Genomic DNA, 17,158 nt, shown 5'->3' on the forward strand with positions numbered 1-17,158 from the left:
CTCGGATGCCGCAGCTCGGCCCGGCCCGTGGGTGGCGAGCTGCGGCATCCGTCCTCCTGACCCTCCTCTGAGAAAGAACCTCCCCCGATGACCGACATCGCTACGCACCCCGACGCGGTGCGCCACCTCGTTCCGCTGCTCGAGCGCCTGACACTCGAGCAGAAGGCGGCGCTCGTGCAGGGCGCCGATTTCTGGACCACCGTCCCGCTCCCCGAGATCGGGCTGCGCGCGATGACGCTGTCGGACGGCCCGGCGGGCGTCCGCGGTCCGCGCTGGGACGAGCGCGAGCCGTCGCTGAACCTGCCCTCGGGGTCGGCGCTGGCCGCGTCGTGGGACGTCGACCTGGCGTACCGGTACGGGGCGGCCGCGGCATCCGAAGCCCGCCGCAAGGGCGTCGACGTCGTGCTCGGGCCGACGATCAACCTCCATCGCTCGCCGCTCGGCGGCCGTCACTTCGAGTGCTTCAGCGAGGACCCGGAGCTGAGCGCCGAGCTCGCCGCCGCCTACGTGCGCGGCCTGCAAGACAACGGGGTCGCGGCCACGCCCAAGCACTACGTGGCCAACGACTCCGAGACCGACCGCTTCACCGTCGACGTCCAGGTCGCCGAGCGTGCGCTGCGGGAGCTGTATCTCGCGCCGTTCGAACGCGCAGTCGAGGCCGGCGCCTGGACCCTCATGAGCGCCTACAACGCCGTCGACGGCGTGACGATGACCGAGAACGACCTGCTCGAGACGCCGCTCAACTCCGAGTGGGGATTCGACGGCGTCGTCATCAGCGACTGGACCGCGGTGCGCTCGCTCGACGCCGTGCCCGCCGCACAGGACCTCGCAATGCCGGGTCCCGCCCCCGCGTGGGCGGACCTCGTCGCGACGATCCGCGACGGGCACCTGAACGAGGCCGACCTCGACCGCAAGGTGCTGCGCCTGCTGCTGCTCGCGGAGCGGGTCGGCGCGCTCGGCGATGCCGCCCCGATCGAGCCGGCGCCGCTCGACGGCCCCCGCTTCGCGCGTGCCGCGGCGATCGAAGGCACCGTGCTCCTGCGCAACGAGGGCGTTCTTCCCCTGGATGCCGCCTCGCTCGGTCGCGTCGCCGTCATCGGCCAGAACGCGCGCGAGGCCCGGACGCAGGGCGGCGGCAGTGCCACCGTGATCCCCGAGGCCGTGGTCTCGCCCCTCGACGCGATCCGCGGCGCCGTGCCGGAAGCCGACGTGAGGTACGAGATCGGCGCCGTCGTGCAGGAGGGCGTCGGCGAGATCCCGCTCGCACAGCTGCGAAATCCGGCAACGGGCGAGGCGGGCATGCGCGTCGCGTTCTTCGACGCCGACGGCACCGAGCTCTTCGCGGAGAACCGCCTCTCGACCGCCCTGGTCTGGTTCGGCGGCGACGCGCCGATCGCGGCGAGCGCGACGGTGGTGTTCGAAACGCTGTACACGCCCGCCGAGACCGGCGACATCGAGCTCGGCTTCGCCGGCGCGAACCCGGGGCGGCTGTTCGTGGACGAGCGCCTCGTGCTCGACGACGCACCCGTCATCGAGGGTTCCGACCTCGGCGCCGCGTTCCTGAACCCGCCGTCGATCACGGCGACGGTGGCCGTCGAGGCCGGCCGCGAGACGGCCGTGCGCGTCGAGTTCACGCGCGCCGCCGGCGGTGCGCTGTCGGGGGCGCTGAGCGCGACGCTCGGCATCGCCCCCGAGCGCACCGATCCCGCGGAGCTCATCGCCCGTGCGGCGGCGGAGGCCGCGGCATCCGATGTCGCGATCGTCGTCGTGGGCACCAACGCGAAGGTCGAGTCGGAGGGCTACGACCGCACCAGCCTCGACCTGCCCGGCCACCAGGACGACCTGGTGCGCGCGGTCGCGGCGACCGGGACGCCGACAGTCGTCGTGGTCAACGCCGGCTCGCCGGTCGCGCTGCCGTGGGCCGTCGACGTCGCGGCGGTCGTGCAGGGGTACTTCGGCGGGCAGGAGTTCGGGCACGCGATCGCCGACGTGCTCACCGGCGCCGCCGAGCCCGGCGGGCGACTGCCCACGACCTGGCCGGCCGCGCTCGCGGACGTGCCCGTCACGGAGGTGGTGCCCACCGACGGTCGTCTCGAGTACCGCGAGGGTCTGCACATCGGCTATCGCGCGTGGCTGAAGACGGATGCCGAGCCGGCGTTCCCGTTCGGCCACGGCCTCGGCTACACGACGTGGTCGTGGGGTGCGGCCCAGCGCGTGGGCGACGCCCTCGAGGTGACGCTCGCGAACACCGGCGACCGCGCCGGCAAGCAGGTCGTGCAGGTCTATGCCGAGCGCGCGGACTCCGCGGTGGAGCGCCCCGTGCGCTGGCTCGTCGGATTCGCGACGGTGCAGGCCGAGGCGGGCGAGACCGTCACCGCGCACGTTCCGGTGCCGGGGCGACGCCTGGCGCACTGGGACGGCGAGTGGGTCATCGAGCCCGGCGAGTACACGCTGCACGCCGGCGCATCGGTAGCCGACCTGCCGCTGTCCACTCCGTGGAAGATGGGCTGAGAGCTTCGGGGCATCCCGGTGCGCGGCGGAACGAACGCCGCGGACTGCACTGCGCCCGCCCCCTCGAGCACCTCGCCTCGACCACCTCGCCGAAAGGAATCCGATGAAGGACCTCGCCACCGAGCGACTGCGGGGCCGCGCCGACGAACGCCTCGACGAGATCGTCGCCCGCATCGACGGCTACCTGGCAGCCGACCCGGATCTGTCGTTCCAGGTCGCCGCGTTCCACGACGGCGTCGCGGTGCTCGATGCCTGGGGCGGCCCGCACCTCTCCGAGGAGTCGGTGATGGTGCCGTACTCGGTCACGAAGAACACCATCGGCCTCTCCGTCGGGCTCCTCGTCGAGCGCGGTGAGCTCGACCTCGACGAACGCGTCGCGCACTATTGGCCCGAATTCGCGGCGAAGGGCAAGGGTGCCGTCACGGTGCGGCAGCTGCTGTCGCACCAGGCCGGCATCCCGCAGGCGACCCCGCCGCTCACCTGGGAGGAGCTGCTGGATCATCACGCCGCGGCCGAGCGGCTCGCGGCCAGCCCGCCGTTCTGGCACCCGGGCTCGGCCTTCGGCTATCACGCGGTCACGATCGGAAACCTCGGCGACGAGCTCGTCTTCCGCGTGACGGGCCGCACGCTGCACGAGTACTACGAGCAGGAGATCCGCGCTCCGCACGGCATCGACTTCTTCCTCGGCCTGCCCAGCGGCCACGAGGAGCGACGGGTGCCGGTCCTGCCGATGATCCGTCCCGTGGCCGACACGACGACGATGCAGCCGACCGCCATCGGTCTGCACACCTGGGTGACGCCGGGGCCGCAGGTCGATCTCGCGAACGACGAGGCGAGCTGGCGATACGGCCATCCCGCGGGTTCGGGCACGGGCACCGCGCGGGGACTCGCGCGCCTCTTCGCCGCCGCGGTCACGGGCGTCGACGGCAGCGCGCCCTTCCTCTCCCCCGACACCGTGTGGCAGATCGGCCAGCAGCAGGTGCACGGCACCGACGAGGTGCTGGGGCTGCCGGATCGCGCGCACGCGATCGTCTTCCAGAAGTCGACGTCGACCGTCTCCTTCGGCGGGCCGCGCGCGTTCGGCCACGACGGCGCGATGGGCGCGCTGGCGTGTGTCGACCCCGACACCGGCATCGCCTTCGCCTGGACCATCGCCCGCGGCGCGTGGCCGGGCGGCGCCGACCCGCGCGCGGCCGCGCTCGCCGTCGAGCTCGGCCGCATCCTGCCTGCCTGAGCCACCTGCCGACGCATCCACCCGCCCACCCACCCACTACCCGCCCGATCCGAGAGGCACCCGTGACGACGCTGCACAACCCGCTGATCAACGGCTTCCACCCCGACCCGTCCGTCGTGGCCGTGGGCGGCGCGTACTACCTCGCGACCTCGACGTTCGAGTACCTGCCGGGGATCCCCATCCACCGCTCCGCCGACTTCGAGACCTGGGAGCTGATCGGACACGTCGCCACGCGCCCCGGCCAGCTCGGCGTGGACGGCGTGCCGACGGGCGGCGGCGCCTGGGCCCCGACGATCCGCCACCACGGTGGCGTGTTCCACCTCGTCATCACCGACGCGATGGGGCGGGGCATGCTGCACTTCACGGCGACGGATGCCGCCGGGCCCTGGAGCGACGGCGACCTCCTTCTGAAGGCGGACGGCTCCGGCACGATCGAGGGCATCGACCCGGACATCGCATGGGATGCCGCGGGCACCTGCTACGTCACCTTCTCGGGCCTGCAGCTGAGCGGCGCTCTGGATCCGAACCAGCCGGCGCACCTCGGCATCCAGCAGGTGCGGGTCGACCTCGAATCGCATCGAGCCCTCGAAGAGCCGCGCTCGCTCTGGTCGGGCACGGGGCTGATGTTCCCCGAGGCGCCGCACCTCTACGAGATCGAGGGCGCGTGGTATCTCCTGATCGCGGAGGGCGGCACCGAACGCGGTCACGCCATCTCGATCGCGCGGGGCGACGCGCCCACGGGGCCGTTCACGGGGGCTCCGGACAACCCGCTCGTCTCGGCGCGGTCGACGCCGCGCCCGGTCCAGAACACCGGCCACGGCGACCTTGTGCGCGGCCCCGGTGGTGAGTGGCTCTGCGTGCTGCTCGGTGTGCGGCCGCGCAGCGGCACGCGTGCGTTCTCGGCGCTCGGCCGCGAGACCTTCGTGACGCCGGTGACGTGGACCGACGGATGGCCGTCGATCGCCCCCGTGGAGCTCGCCCCGCGGCCCGGCACGCACGTCGAGATCGACTTCTCCCAGCCTCTCGACGGCGAGTGGATCGCGGTCCGCCGACTGCCGTCCGACGTCTCGACCGTCACCGACGGACGCCTGGTGCTGACCGCGGACGGCAGCACCCTCGCCGACCCGCAGCCGGTCTTCGTGGGACGCCGTCAGGAGCACCTGACGAACGAGATCACCGTGGCCCTCGACGTCTGGAACGGGATCGGCGGGATCGCGGTCCGGTACGACGAGGGCTTCCGCATCGAGCTCGAGGCCGGCGGCGCGGCGATCACCGCCCGCGCACTGATCGGCGGCCTGCGGCAGGAATGGGCGCATCCGTTCCAGGGCGGGTCGGTCGTCCTCCACCTCGCTTCCCGCAAACCCGCAGGCGGAGGCGGCATGCTTCCGACCAGCGACGTCTTCCATCTCGCCGCGACCATCGACGGCGAGCGCATCGAGCTCGCCGAGATCGACGGGCGCTTCCTGTCGTCCGAGGTCACCGAGTCCTTCACCGGCCGCGTCATCGGCGTCTACGCCGTCGACGGCGAGGTGGCCGTGTCGAGCTGGGTGGCCGACGGCGACGACGACTGACGGATGCCTCCACCGTCCGGGTGGCGCAACACGCGGCATCGGGCGTCCGTAGCGGCGCGTCGTGCCACCCGAGCACGAGCCTCGACGTGAACGGGTCGGACGCTAGGCGCCGGTGACGGTGACGATGACGCGCTGGTACGACTTCAGGGGGTACCCGGCAGCATCATCGGATGCCTCGGCGATGACGTGGATCGTGTCGCCGGGGTTCGCGCCGGCAGGCACGTACACGGTCGTCTCGGGCCCGTCGACGGCGGCGAGCGCGGCATCCGTCGTCCCCGCGTCGTCGTAGATCCACCAGCGCACCCGCACGATGTCGCCGTCGGGGTCGTCGACGAGAGCCGACAGCCGCACCTCACCACCCGCCTCGACGCCGTGGTCGATCCCCTGCTCGATCGCCAGGACCGGGTGGTGGTTGGCGTCTTCGAAGCGGCGCGTGACACTCCACCGAAGGCGCGCGGCGAAGTCGGCCTGCGCATCGGCGAACCAGCGCACCACGGACCCCTCGTCGCCGCCGGGTCCGTTCGCGAGGTCGGCACCGTCCGGGTGGAAGGCGGCGTCGGTGAGACCCCACGTGTCGGCACCCTCTGACGTCGGCTCGTATCTGCCGCCCCAGCCGCCATAGGACGGATGCTCGTGCCCGCGCAGGCTCGGAACGAGCAGGTTCAGCATGTTCGTGCTGTCGCCCTCCGAGATCCACTCGCCGGCGGGCTGCGGGTCGATCCACACCTTGTACCCCTGTGCGCGGAGATCGTCGGCGGACACCCCCGACGGGTGGAAGTAGTCGGTCATGTCGCCCGGCACCATCTGCCGCCCGTCGCCCCAGACGCGGTACAGCGCGCCGAGCGGGCCGACGCTCGTGACGTTCTCGCGCATCCACTCGGCACTCAGCAGCCCGTGCTGGGCGGCGGGGATGGTCCAGCGCGCCATGTAGCCCCAGGCGAGCGTGGCCACCTCGAGCACCCGGATGCCGGGCCAGACCGGCGCGATGTAGTCGTCGAACGTGCCGTCCTGCGAGGCGAACTTCGTGATGACCGCCTTCGCCGACACGGTGGCGTGCACGGCTTCCCAGTCAGGGGTGTCGCGGAACCGCTCCTCGATCGACCGCAGCGCACGGGCGACGGTGCTCGGTCCGGCCCACAGCTGCAGGAAGACGGGGCCCGGGCGATCGTCCAGCAGCACGTCGGCGATGAGGCGCGACCCGGGCGTCTCAGCGGAGGTGTCGCCCTCGAAGTCGACGTTGCCCTCGCGGATGACCGACCGCAGCCGCTCCGGGCTCGGAAAGCGCGGGTCATGCACCACGAGATTCGCGTGCGCCTGTGCGTAGGCGTCGACCGCATCGTCGATGAACCGCTCGCCCGGTGCCCATCGCCATGAGGTCTGCGGCTCGTCGTACTCGCGGTCGGGCAGGAAGAAGCTCGTGCCCGCTCCGTCGCCGCGCCAGTGGAACCGGCTGCTCGCGTAGATCAGGCCCTCGATCTCGAGCTCGTTGCTGTAGAGCAGGAACCGGATCATCGAGTTCAGGTCGTCGAGCTCGGGATCGGCGGTGACGATCGTCCGCGGCCGGGGGATGGTCGACGCGACGGGTGCGGGTGCCGTCATGAGAGCACCTCAGGCTCCCCCGGGGCGGCATGCGGCGCCGCCTGCCACCGTTCGAACTCGGCGAGCTTCAGATACATGTCCTCGAACATCAGCCGCGTGTCGACCCAGGTGTAGACCCGCATCGGCCGTGCACCGGCGACATCGCTGTAGGCACCGTCCTCGCCGAGCGCGGGCGTCGGTCGCCGGACGTATCGGCTCGAAGAGGGATCCGGCTCGAACACCGACTGCAGCGCGGTGAGCAGCACCAGCGGCGAGTCGCCGAGGGCGTACGTCTCCGACGCTCCGCCCAGATGCGAAGCGACCATCGCGCACACGTACGCGACCTCGTCGTAGAGGTAGCGGCCGAGCGGACCAGCCCCCGCCACGCGGACGCGCAGCTCGGCATCCGACACGAGACACTGGCGGTAGACGTCCCGCGGCACCTGCCACAGCGGGATCGTCGAGTCGTTGAACACGACCTGCCCGGCGACCGGGTCGATGAGCAGGTTGTACTCGACCGGCATGGGGTTCGGCGGCGGCACGGCAAGGCCGTCGTGCTCACCACCGCCGATCCACACGAGCGTCAGGCGCTCCGCGATGCGCGGATCGGTGAGGTACGCGGAGGCGATGTCGGTCAGGCCGCCGCCGGCGACGTAGAACAGCGGGCTCGAGACGTCATCGCGCAGGGCCTCGGCGATGATGGCGGCGACGGCCGGGGCGGGCTGTGGGCTCGAGCGGTCCGGCAGCGGGTCGTCCGACCCCGCGACGATGACGTCCGTGGACGTGATTCCCATCCGCGAGAACACGTCACGGGCCACAGCCTCGGCGTTCTGCGCGCTGCGGCCTGAAGAGTCGAACGGGTCGTCGCCGCGCAGGTGGGAAGCCACGACGAGCCGGATGTCGACGCTCGGCGAGAGCAGATGGTGCACCAGCTGGTAGAGGTCGTCGGGGTCGCCCACGAAGTCGTTGTCGATGATGACGCGCGCACGCGGCCCGCCGACGGGAGGGATCTGCTGCCAGGGCGTCTCGCCCAGGCTCCAGGTGCGCGCGGGGCGGCCGGTCGGGCGGGGGCTTCCGCTCGGAATCTGCGTCATCGTCGACTTCCCTTTCGCCGCGTCGTCACGAACGATCTCGTCCGTAACTGTAACACCGGTTGACCAATCGCCGATGGTCCGCGGCCCTCCTCGGGGACGCCGGCGTCAGCGCCGCTCGCGCACCCCGACGCGCTCGAGGTGCGCGTTCGTGAAGCGCCCGTCGGGGTCAAGACGCTCGAACACCGCGCGGGCGTCGGCCAGGCGCGGGTGGACGCGCTCCATGGCGGCACGGTCGAAGCCGTGCACCTTGCCCCAGTGCGGCCGCGCGTCGAACGGCTCGAGCGCCGCCTCGATGCGCCCCAGCGCGGCGGCCACGTCGTCGGGGTGGTTGAACCACGTGAAGTGGATGATCACGACGTCGCGGCGGTAGGCGGGGCTCAGCCACAGCTCGTCGGCGGCAGCGGTGCGCAGCTCGGTCCAGATGAGATGGGAACGGATGCCGTCGTCCGGTGCTGACTGCTGGAACACGGCGCGCACCGCCCTCAGGGCGGCGGGCGCATCGGCGCGGGCGACGAAGTACTCGCTCTGGATCTCGTCGCCGAACGAGGGCTGGGCGTCGAGGCGGAAGTGCGGCAGCCGCAGCATCCACGGCCCCGGGACGCCGGCCAGTTCGGTGACGTTGTCCTCGACCCCGAGCGGCGAGTCGCCGGTGAGGGCACGGACGCCGTCGAAGACCGTGTCGGGCACGAGGTCGTCGTCGGCGTCGACGCGCGTCTTGATCCACACGTAGCCGACCGATGGCTCCTCCCAGCGCGAGAAGACCGACACGCTGTACCCCGCCGAGGTGAGCTCGTCGTAGTGAGCGAGCGCGGCATCCCAGCTCACGCCGGTGTAGATGTCCTGCCGGACGCGGAAGGCGGGCTCGATGTCGAGCGTCAGCGACACGACGATGCCGTAGGCGCCGAGACCGACGACGAGCGCGTCGAAGTCGGGACCCCCCCGGCGCACCTCGTGCACCTCGGCGTCGGCGCCGACGTAGCGCAGGGCGCGGACGGATGCCGAGAGCACCGGATTCGCGTCGCCCGACCCGTGCGTACCCGTGGCGGTCGCACCGCCGACGTTGATGTGCGGGAGCGACCCCATGTTGCGCAGCGCCCAGCCGCGGTCGTCGAGCCATACGGCCAGCACGCCGTAGCGGATGCCGGCGGGCACGGTGACCGCCTGCGCGGCCCCGTCGAGCTCGAATTCGGCGGCGAACCCGGTCACGTCGACGAGCGTGCCGGTGGTGTCGGGCAGATCGGTGAACGAATGGCGCGTGCCCAGGGCGCGGACGCGCCCCGGCTCGCGGAGTACGCGGCGCACGTCGTCGGCCGACGTCGCGTCGACGATCCGCGGCGCGGAGTACTCGTACGTTCCAGCCCAATTGCGCGGCATCGCGCCTCCTTACGGCTTGATGCGGGGGGTCAGGGAGCGGCTTCGGCGGCGAGGCGCTGCGATGCGGTCGCCATGTGGGTCGCCATGGCCGAGGCCGCGGCATCCTCATCCCCCGCCTCGATCGCCCGGAAGACGGCACCGTGCTCGTCGACGGCGATGCGCGCCTCGGCGTCGTCGTGCACCGCACGGTCGGCGTACACCTGCAGCAGCGAGCGCACGACGTGCAGCAGGTCGACGAGGGTGTCGTTGCCGGCCGCGGTCGCGAGCGCGTTGTGGAAGTCGAGGTCGGCCCGGGCGAAGGCCTTGAGGTCGCCGACGCCGCTGCGCATGCGGGCGAGCGAGCCCGACAGCGAGGACAGATCGGATGCCGCGGCCCGGCCGGCGGCCAGCCGGGCCACGTAGATCTCGAGCCCCGAGCGCAGCTCGAGCAGCTCCGCGGTGTTCTTGCTGCCGATGAGCAGGCCCCAGCGGAGCGTCTGCGGGAGCAGTTCGCTTGCGGTGCCGCGCAGGTACGTCCCCGAGCCGGGGCGCACGTCGACGATGCCCAGGATCTCGAGTGCGGCGAGGGCCTCGCGGACCGCCGAACGCCCCACGCCCAGTGTCGAGGCGAGCTGCCGCTCGGGAGGCAGCCGCGTGCCGGCCTCCAGGTCGCCGGTCGTGAAGAGGTCCATCAGGCGACGGGCGACCTCCGACACCGGAGTGCCGGAGGGAAGGGCGCCGAGGGCCGCCGTGATCTCGGCCGAGCGGTCGTCGGGGTAGGCGGGCATGCGAACAACTTACGGCAGTCGCGCGAGATCCGGGATTGATTTCGGTCAACCGGTTTGTCAGACTGTGGCGAGGCGACGGCAGTCGCCTTTCTCACGGCCCCGTGAGAAAGCGTTTCCTGAAGCTCGATGACGAGAGGCATGACGATGAAGTTCCGGAGCAAGAAGCCCATGGCGGCCACGGCGGGAGTGGGTCTGGCAGCCCTCGCCGTCCTGACGGGATGCGCCTCGAGCCCGCCGGCGAGCACGCAGCCGACCCTCGACCCCGATGAGGAGGTGTCGATCACCTTCACCTTCTGGGGCAACGACGTACGCGCCGAGCTCTACAACGAGGCGATCGCCGTCTTCGAGGAACAGCAGCCCAACATCGACGTCGACATCATCTTCCTCGCGCCGACCGATTACTGGGAGAAGCGTCAGATCGAGGCGGCCGGCAACGGCCTGCCCGACGTCGTCACCATGGACCTCGCCTACCTCCGGCAGTACTCGCAGAGCGGGTCGCTGCTCGACCTCGAGCCCTACCTCGGCTCCATCATCCAGACCGACACGATCGAGCCGCAGGTGCTCTCGGCCGGCGTGGTGGACGACGTCACCACCGCCGTGCCACTGTCCACCAACTCGTGGGGCATGTTCCTGAACACCACCCTGCTCGACGAGCTCGGCGTGGAGCCGTTCACCGACGGCAGCTGGGACGACTACTACGAGTGGATCGCCGACGTGAGCGACGCGGCGCAGTCGGCGGGCGTCGACGCGTGGGGCGGCGTCGACCCGACGGCCCGCATCGAGAACTTCGAGCTGCAGCTGCGCGCAGAGGGTGCGAACCTGTTCGACGAGGACGGAACGCCCGGCTTCGACGAGGACCGCCTCGCAGAGTTCTGGGACTCCGCCTCGGCCGCCCGCGAGGGCGGTGAGTTCGTTCCCCAGCAGCGGATCGCCGAGGTGCAGCCGCTCACGGCCTTCGACAGCGCGCTCAGCGCGAGCGACGCGACCTGGGACAACACCGGTGCCGGCTTCCTCGCCAACCTCGGGGAGGGCTACGAGATCCAGCTGATCGCTCCCCCGCTCTCGGTCAAGGAGGGGCAGGACCTCTATCTCAAGGCGTCGCAGATGTACTCGATCGCCGCGAACTCCGAGCACCCGGCGGCGGCGGCCACGCTGATCGACTTCCTCATCAACTCTCCCGAGTCCGGCGAGATCTTCGGCACCAACCGCGGTCTGCCGGCCTCGGAGACGGCACGCGAGGCCGCCGATCTCGACGAGCTGAGCCAGACGATCGCCGACTACGAGGCATCCATCGCCGACCGACTGGGCGACGCTCCGCCGGTGCCGATCGTCGGCTACGGCTCGCTGCACGAGAAGTTCCGCGAACTCGGCGAGGAGCTGAACTTCGGCACGATCTCGGTCGACGAGGCGGTCGCGCAGTTCTTCGCCGAGATGGACGTCGTCGTCAGCAGCCAGTAGTGCACGCGATGCGGAGGCCGACCGTGACGGCCGGCCTCCGCGTCCGTTCGCCACAGACCCGAGGAGCCACACGTGCCCACGTCCGATCCGCTTCCCGATCCCCCGGACCGCGCGCCGGCATCCCGGCCGTCGCTCGGCATCCAGGGTCCCGTCGTCGCCTTCCACGACCCGTGGGCGGGCGACGCCTCGGACGCGGTCATGCGCACGGGCACCGGCATCCCCATCGCCTCGCAGGATCCCGCGCCGACGCCCCGCGAGTTCGTGATGGCGCTGCGGGAGCTCGGCGCGGACTTCTACGTCCACCACGTCATCCCGACCGTCCACGACCACGGCGCCCTGCTGCGCGACCTCGACGACGCCGGAATCGACGTCGTGCTCGGCAACGAGTACGGCAACATCAACGGTCCCTACGTCGACGGCACCAACCGGTACGACCTTCCCGCGGAGCTGGTCCGTGATGCCGCGGCCTCGGGCAGGCTCGCCGGCGTGCTGTACGACGAGCCCGAGCACCTGCAGATCCACGCCGACCAGTACCGGCGCGACGCGCATCTGCCGCATTTCGGCCAGACCGAGGGTCTCGACGCGGAGGATGCGATCGGCGTCATCGACGCCGCGGTGCGGGCCATCGTGCGCGACGTCGATGCGGCGACGGCGGAGGGCGGGGGCGCTCCGGTGCCCGTGCTCGCCGAGCAGGTGTTCCCCGTCATGTTCCACACGCTCGCGCGGGCGGGGATGACTCCGGCGCCGAAGGTCATGAAGGAGTCGTTCCAGCCGCTGCAGCTGGGCACCGCCCTCGGCGCGGCGGTGCAGTACGACCGCGAGCTGTGGATCTGCGCCGACCTGTGGGGCCCCGACATCGGGCCATGGCTCACCCGGGCCCCCGGATTCCCCGGCCACTCGCCCGCGGAGTTCGCCTCGGCCCTGCGCCTCGCCTACCTCTTCGCACCCACACGGCTGTTCGTCGAGAACGTCGACGTGCTGGTGAGCCACCGCGCGTCAGGTGCGTTCGAGCGCACCGCCCATGGGGAGGTGTGGCACGAGTTCGTGCGCGACTTCGTGCCGCGGCATCCGCTCCATTGGAGCCACCGCGATGCGCGTGCCGACATCGCGCTCGTGCACGCCGACGACAGCGACTTCGGGCGCGGCCACCGGCCGTTCGGCAACCGCGACGCGACGGCGCCTGCCACATCGCGCAGCGTATTCGCCGCATGGCACGCGCTGAGTCACGGGCAGCTCCCCGACCACGGCAGCTGCCTGCACATCCCGGGGTACGAGTTCCCGCGCCACGAGCTCGACGGGATCGCGCGACCGCACTTCCCTCTCGAGGCGGGCGCCGCCGCGCAGACGCATCTGCACGGCCTCTTCCAGGCGACGCGGAGCGTTCTCGTGTTCGACGAGCACGTGCGATCCGATCAGCTCGCGGATGCCGGACTCGTCGTCGTCGCCGGCAGCCGGCTTCCCCTCATGACGCGGGACGCACTCCGCGCACGGGCGCGGGCCGGAGCGACGGTGCTCATCGCCGCATGGCTCTGCGGCGCGGAGCACGCGGCGACCGAGCGCGTCGGCGACGGGCGCTGGGTCGTGTACGAGAGCTTCGACGACCCCGACGCGCAGGAGACGATCGCCGAGCACGCCGGATCCCCAGACGTCTGGACCCAGCGTTTCGGCGACGTCGAACTCCGCATCCGTGCTGCGAGCGCCGGCGGAGAAACGCTCGAGTTCGAGATCGCGGATGCCCTGCGTTCGCGGGTGGGCTGACTTCCGGCATACGGACGCCTGCTTGCAATTGGTCAACCGGTTTGCCACAATAGTCGGCAGTCATCTCGATCACCGTCGACGAGCAGGAGTCACAGTGGACCAGAACCAGAACACCGCGGAAGCGCCGCCGGTCGCGCGCTCGACCATCCGCAAGGTGTCGACCCGCCTCGTGCCGTTCGTGGCGCTGATGTTCTTCATCAACTACCTCGACCGCACCGCGATCGGGTTCGCCGCCCCCAACGGCATGAACGACGACCTCGCGCTCAGCGCCGCTCAGTTCGGCTTCGCGTCGGGCGTGTTCTTCATCGGCTACATCCTGCTCGAGGTGCCGTCGAACCTCGCCCTGCACAAGTTCGGCGCCCGGCGCTGGCTGTCGCGCATCATGGTCAGCTGGGGCATCGTCGCGCTGCTCTTCACCTGGGTTCAGAACTTCGAGCAGCTGGTCGTGCTCCGCTTCCTCCTCGGCGTCGCCGAGGCCGGGTTCTTCCCGGGCGCGATTCTCTTCCTCAGCCTCTGGGTGCCCGCGCAGTACCGCGGCCGCATCCTCATGCTCTTCTACCTGGCCCAGCCCCTCACCACGGTGATCGGCGCTCCGCTCGCCGGCTGGCTGATCCAGCAGAACGAGGTGTTCTTCGGCCTCGAGGGCTGGCGGTTCATGTTCTTCGGCGTCGCCATCCCGGCGATCGTCGTCGGCGTCATCGCGTGGTTCTACCTCAAGGACAAGCCGACCGACGCCAAGTGGCTCACCCGCGAGGAGCAGGTGTGGCTCACGGATGCTCTCGACCGCGAGAAGGCCGCCACACAGAAGAAGGAGCACGGCCACGTCTCGGCCCGCTTCGCCTTCAAGAGCGGTCGCGTGTGGGTGCTGTCGTTCATCTACTTCGGCTTCATCTACGGCCTCTACGCCCTGGCCTTCTTCCTCCCCACGATCATCGAGGGCTTCCAGGAGCAGACCGGCCAGACCTTCGACGTGTTCCAGAAGGGCCTCATCACGGCCATCCCGTACCTGCCGGCCGCCATCATCATGTACTTCTGGTCGCGCGACGCCTCCAAGCGCGGCCTGAAGACCTGGCACATCGCGATCCCCGCGCTCGCCGGCGCCGTCAGCATCCCGCTCGCCCTGTTCGCGGGCTCCCCCGCCGCCACGATCGCGGTCATCACGATCACCGCGAGCGCCATCTTCGCCGCGCTGCCGAACTTCTGGACGCTTCCCACGCGCTTCCTCACCGGCGCGGCCGCGGCGGCCGGCGTCGCACTCATCAACACGATCGGCAACCTCGCCGGGTTCTCGGCGCCGTTCATCACCGGAGCGGTGCGCGACTGGACCGGCGGCTACGAGATCCCGATGTTCATCGTCGGCTTCGTCATGCTGGTGTCGGCGGTGCTGATGGTGCTCCTGGCCCGCAGCAACCGCATCAACCCGGTCACCGTCGACGCGGCCGCCGACGACGTGCCCACGGTGGACGCGGCCGCCCTCGGCGCGGCCGCCGACCCGAAGGGCGACGCGCGATGACCCGTCTGTGGAACGAGCCGGCGGACTTCGCCGACGAGATGATCGACGGCTTCGTCGCGGCCAACGGGCGCTACGTGCGCCGGGTCCCGGGTGGCGTCGTGCGCAGCACGGCGTCGCCGGCCGGCCAGGTCGCGGTCGTGATCGGCGGCGGCTCGGGCCACTATCCCGCTTTCGGCGGACTCGTCGGCCCCGGACTCGCGCACGGCGCGGCGATGGGCAACCTGTTCGCCTCGCCGTCGACGCAGCAGGTGTTCTCGGTCGCCAAGGCGGCCGACAACGGCGGGGGCGTGTTCTTCAGCTACGGCAACTACGCCGGCGACGTGCTGAACTTCGATGCCGCGCAGGAGCGGCTGCGGGCCGAGGGCACCGCGTGCGAGACCGTGACGGTCACCGACGACATCTTCAGCGCGACGGTGGACGAGAAGCACAAGCGCCGCGGAATCGCCGGCGACCTCACCGTGTTCCGCATCGCCGGAGCCGCCGCGGCGTCCGGCGCGGATCTCGCCGAGGTCACGCGGCTCGCGCAGCACGCCAACGAGCGCACGCGGTCGTTCGGCGTCGCGTTCACCGGCTGCACGCTGCCCGGCGCCGATGATCCCCTGTTCACCGTTCCCGAGGGCCGGATGGCGATCGGGCTCGGCATCCACGGCGAGCCGGGCATCGACGAGACCGGCATCCCCACGGCCGACGGCCTGGCGGAACTGCTCGTCGAGAAGCTCCTCGCCGAGGTGCCGGATGGGGTCGACGCGGTCCGGGGGGCCCGCGTCGTCCCCATCCTCAACGGCCTGGGCTCGCTGAAGTACGAGGAGATGTTCGTCGTCTACCGGCGCATCGCACAGCTGCTCGCGGATGCCGGCATCGACATCGTCGACCCGCATGTGGGCGAGTACTGCACGAGCTTCGACATGGCCGGCACGTCGCTGACGCTGTTCTGGCTCGACGACGTGCTGGAGTCGCTGTGGGAGACCCCGGTCGACACCCCGGCCTACCGGCGCGGCTCGGTGGCTCCGCAGGAGCGGTCCGACGCGGCCGCCACGGCCGACGTGGCCGATGTCATCGAGCCGGGCGACGAGGCATCCCGTGCCGCCGCCGCGACGGTGCTGGCCGCCGTGCGCACGATCGCCGAGACCGTCGACGCCCACGTCGGCGAGCTCGGCCGGCTCGACGCGATCGCCGGCGACGGCGACCACGGCATCGGCATGCAGCGCGGTTCGCACGCCGCGCTCGCCGCTGCGGAGACCGCGGTGGACGCCGGAGCCGGCGCCCGCACCACGCTCGCGCGCGCGGCCGACGCGTGGGCCGACAAGGCCGGAGGCACGTCCGGCGCACTGTGGGGCGTCATCCTGAACGCGATCGCCGCGAAGCTGGGCGACGAGGGCAGCCCCGACGCCGCAGCCGTGGCTGCGGGCGTCGCCGCCGGATCACGAGGCGTCACCGACTACGGCAAGGCCGAGGTCGGCGACAAGACGCTCGTCGACGCGCTCGTGCCCTTCACCTCGACGCTGACCCAGGCCGTCGACGCCGGCGCGAGGCTCACCGACGCGTGGCGAACGGCGGCGGATGCCGCGACCCGGGCCGCCGACGCGACCGCCGATCTGCTCCCCCGCATGGGCCGCGCGCGTGCGCACGGCCAGAACAGCGTGGGAACCCCCGACCCGGGCGCGATCTCGCTCGCGCTCATCGTGACCGCCGTGGGCGAGCTGCTCACGGCCCGGAAGTCCCCGAAGGAGAACGCCCATGCCTGAGTCCCAGACCGCAGAGCCGCTGCGGATCGTGATCGGCGCCGACGACGCCGGCTTCGACTACAAGGAGATCCTCAAGAAGGACCTCGAGCAGAACCCCGGCGTCGCCTCCGTGGTCGACGTGGGCGTGGACGCCGACGGCCACACCCCGTACCCGAGGGTCGCGATCGAGGCCGCCCAGCAGGTCGCCGCCGGCACCGCCGACCGCGCGCTGCTGATCTGCGGCACCGGGCTCGGCGTCGCGATCGCGGCGAACAAGGTCTCCGGCATCCGCGCGGTCACGGCCCACGACTCGTACTCGGTCGAGCGCGGCGTGCTCTCCAACAACGCCCAGGTGCTCACGATGGGCCAGCGCGTGGTCGGCGTCGAGCTCGCCCGGCGCCTGGTGCGTGAATGGCTGACCTACCGCTTCGACACCTCGTCGGCCTCGGCCGACAAGGTCGCCGTCATCGACGAGTACGAGACCACCGGAAGCTGCTGATGTCCAGGCACGAACTCCGCAGAAACCAGCCCATCTCTCACGATTCCCGTCAGAATCTGCGAGGGTCGCTCGGTTCT

Annotated in this window: 12 protein-coding genes; 8 read left to right on the forward strand and 4 right to left on the reverse strand. The window is 71.4% G+C overall.

The window, feature by feature from the left end; translation table 11 throughout:
* The first annotated feature begins 87 nt into the window (after positions 1 to 87).
* The 3 genes from B1729_RS02245 (at position 88) to B1729_RS02255 (ending at position 5,316) form a co-directional block, all read left to right on the forward strand.
* Positions 88 to 2,511, forward strand: coding sequence for a glycoside hydrolase family 3 C-terminal domain-containing protein (locus B1729_RS02245; RefSeq protein WP_163630477.1), 2,424 nt, complete (start codon positions 88 to 90; stop codon positions 2,509 to 2,511).
* Between the two features lie 103 nt (positions 2,512 to 2,614).
* Positions 2,615 to 3,745: a serine hydrolase domain-containing protein gene (locus B1729_RS02250; RefSeq protein WP_163630479.1), complete on the forward strand. Its 1,131-nt coding sequence runs from the start codon at positions 2,615 to 2,617 to the stop codon at positions 3,743 to 3,745.
* A 62-nt stretch (positions 3,746 to 3,807) separates the two neighbouring features.
* Entirely contained in the window at positions 3,808 to 5,316 is a 1,509-nt protein-coding gene (locus tag B1729_RS02255) for a glycoside hydrolase family 43 protein (protein WP_163630481.1), read from the forward strand.
* A 102-nt stretch (positions 5,317 to 5,418) separates the two neighbouring features.
* Here B1729_RS02255 and B1729_RS02260 read toward each other — a convergent pair whose 3' ends face one another.
* From B1729_RS02260 to B1729_RS02275, 4 genes are all read right to left on the reverse strand, one after another.
* Positions 5,419 to 6,915, reverse strand: a complete 1,497-nt coding sequence (locus B1729_RS02260) for a DUF1593 domain-containing protein (protein WP_163630482.1) — start codon at positions 6,913 to 6,915, stop codon at positions 5,419 to 5,421.
* Positions 6,912 to 7,988: a nucleoside hydrolase gene (locus tag B1729_RS02265; protein ID WP_163630484.1), complete on the reverse strand. Its 1,077-nt coding sequence runs from the start codon at positions 7,986 to 7,988 to the stop codon at positions 6,912 to 6,914. The genes B1729_RS02260 and B1729_RS02265 overlap by 4 nt, the downstream gene beginning before the upstream one ends.
* A 105-nt stretch (positions 7,989 to 8,093) precedes the next feature.
* On the reverse strand, positions 8,094 to 9,362 hold the full coding sequence (locus B1729_RS02270) for a D-arabinono-1,4-lactone oxidase (RefSeq protein ID WP_163630485.1): 1,269 nt from the start codon (positions 9,360 to 9,362) through the stop codon (positions 8,094 to 8,096).
* Between the two features lie 29 nt (positions 9,363 to 9,391).
* The gene (locus B1729_RS02275) at positions 9,392 to 10,129 is read right to left on the reverse strand and encodes an FCD domain-containing protein (RefSeq protein WP_163617764.1); all 738 of its coding nucleotides are present in this window, start codon (positions 10,127 to 10,129) and stop codon (positions 9,392 to 9,394) included.
* 138 nt (positions 10,130 to 10,267) lie between these two features.
* Between B1729_RS02275 and B1729_RS02280 the strand changes: the two genes are divergently transcribed.
* The 5 genes from B1729_RS02280 (at position 10,268) to B1729_RS02300 (ending at position 17,081) form a co-directional block, all read left to right on the forward strand.
* Positions 10,268 to 11,587 (forward strand): extracellular solute-binding protein, encoded by a 1,320-nt coding sequence (locus tag B1729_RS02280; RefSeq protein WP_239525854.1) that lies wholly within the window; start codon positions 10,268 to 10,270, stop codon positions 11,585 to 11,587.
* Positions 11,588 to 11,659: 72 nt separating this feature from the next.
* The gene (locus tag B1729_RS02285) at positions 11,660 to 13,345 is read left to right on the forward strand and encodes a hypothetical protein (RefSeq protein ID WP_163617765.1); all 1,686 of its coding nucleotides are present in this window, start codon (positions 11,660 to 11,662) and stop codon (positions 13,343 to 13,345) included.
* A 94-nt stretch (positions 13,346 to 13,439) separates the two neighbouring features.
* Positions 13,440 to 14,858 carry an MFS transporter gene (locus B1729_RS02290; protein ID WP_239525855.1) on the forward strand — a complete coding sequence of 473 codons (1,419 nt, stop codon included), beginning with the start codon at positions 13,440 to 13,442 and terminating at the stop codon, positions 14,856 to 14,858.
* Positions 14,855 to 16,603 carry a dihydroxyacetone kinase family protein gene (locus B1729_RS02295; protein WP_163617766.1) on the forward strand — a complete coding sequence of 583 codons (1,749 nt, stop codon included), beginning with the start codon at positions 14,855 to 14,857 and terminating at the stop codon, positions 16,601 to 16,603. The genes B1729_RS02290 and B1729_RS02295 overlap by 4 nt, the downstream gene beginning before the upstream one ends.
* Positions 16,596 to 17,081, forward strand: coding sequence for a ribose-5-phosphate isomerase (locus tag B1729_RS02300; RefSeq protein ID WP_163617767.1), 486 nt, complete (start codon positions 16,596 to 16,598; stop codon positions 17,079 to 17,081). The genes B1729_RS02295 and B1729_RS02300 overlap by 8 nt, the downstream gene beginning before the upstream one ends.
* Positions 17,082 to 17,158: the final 77 nt, after the last annotated feature.

This window comes from Microbacterium sp. B35-04 (assembly GCF_010634885.1).
In the GTDB taxonomy this organism is placed as follows: Bacteria; Actinomycetota; Actinomycetes; order Actinomycetales; family Microbacteriaceae; genus Microbacterium.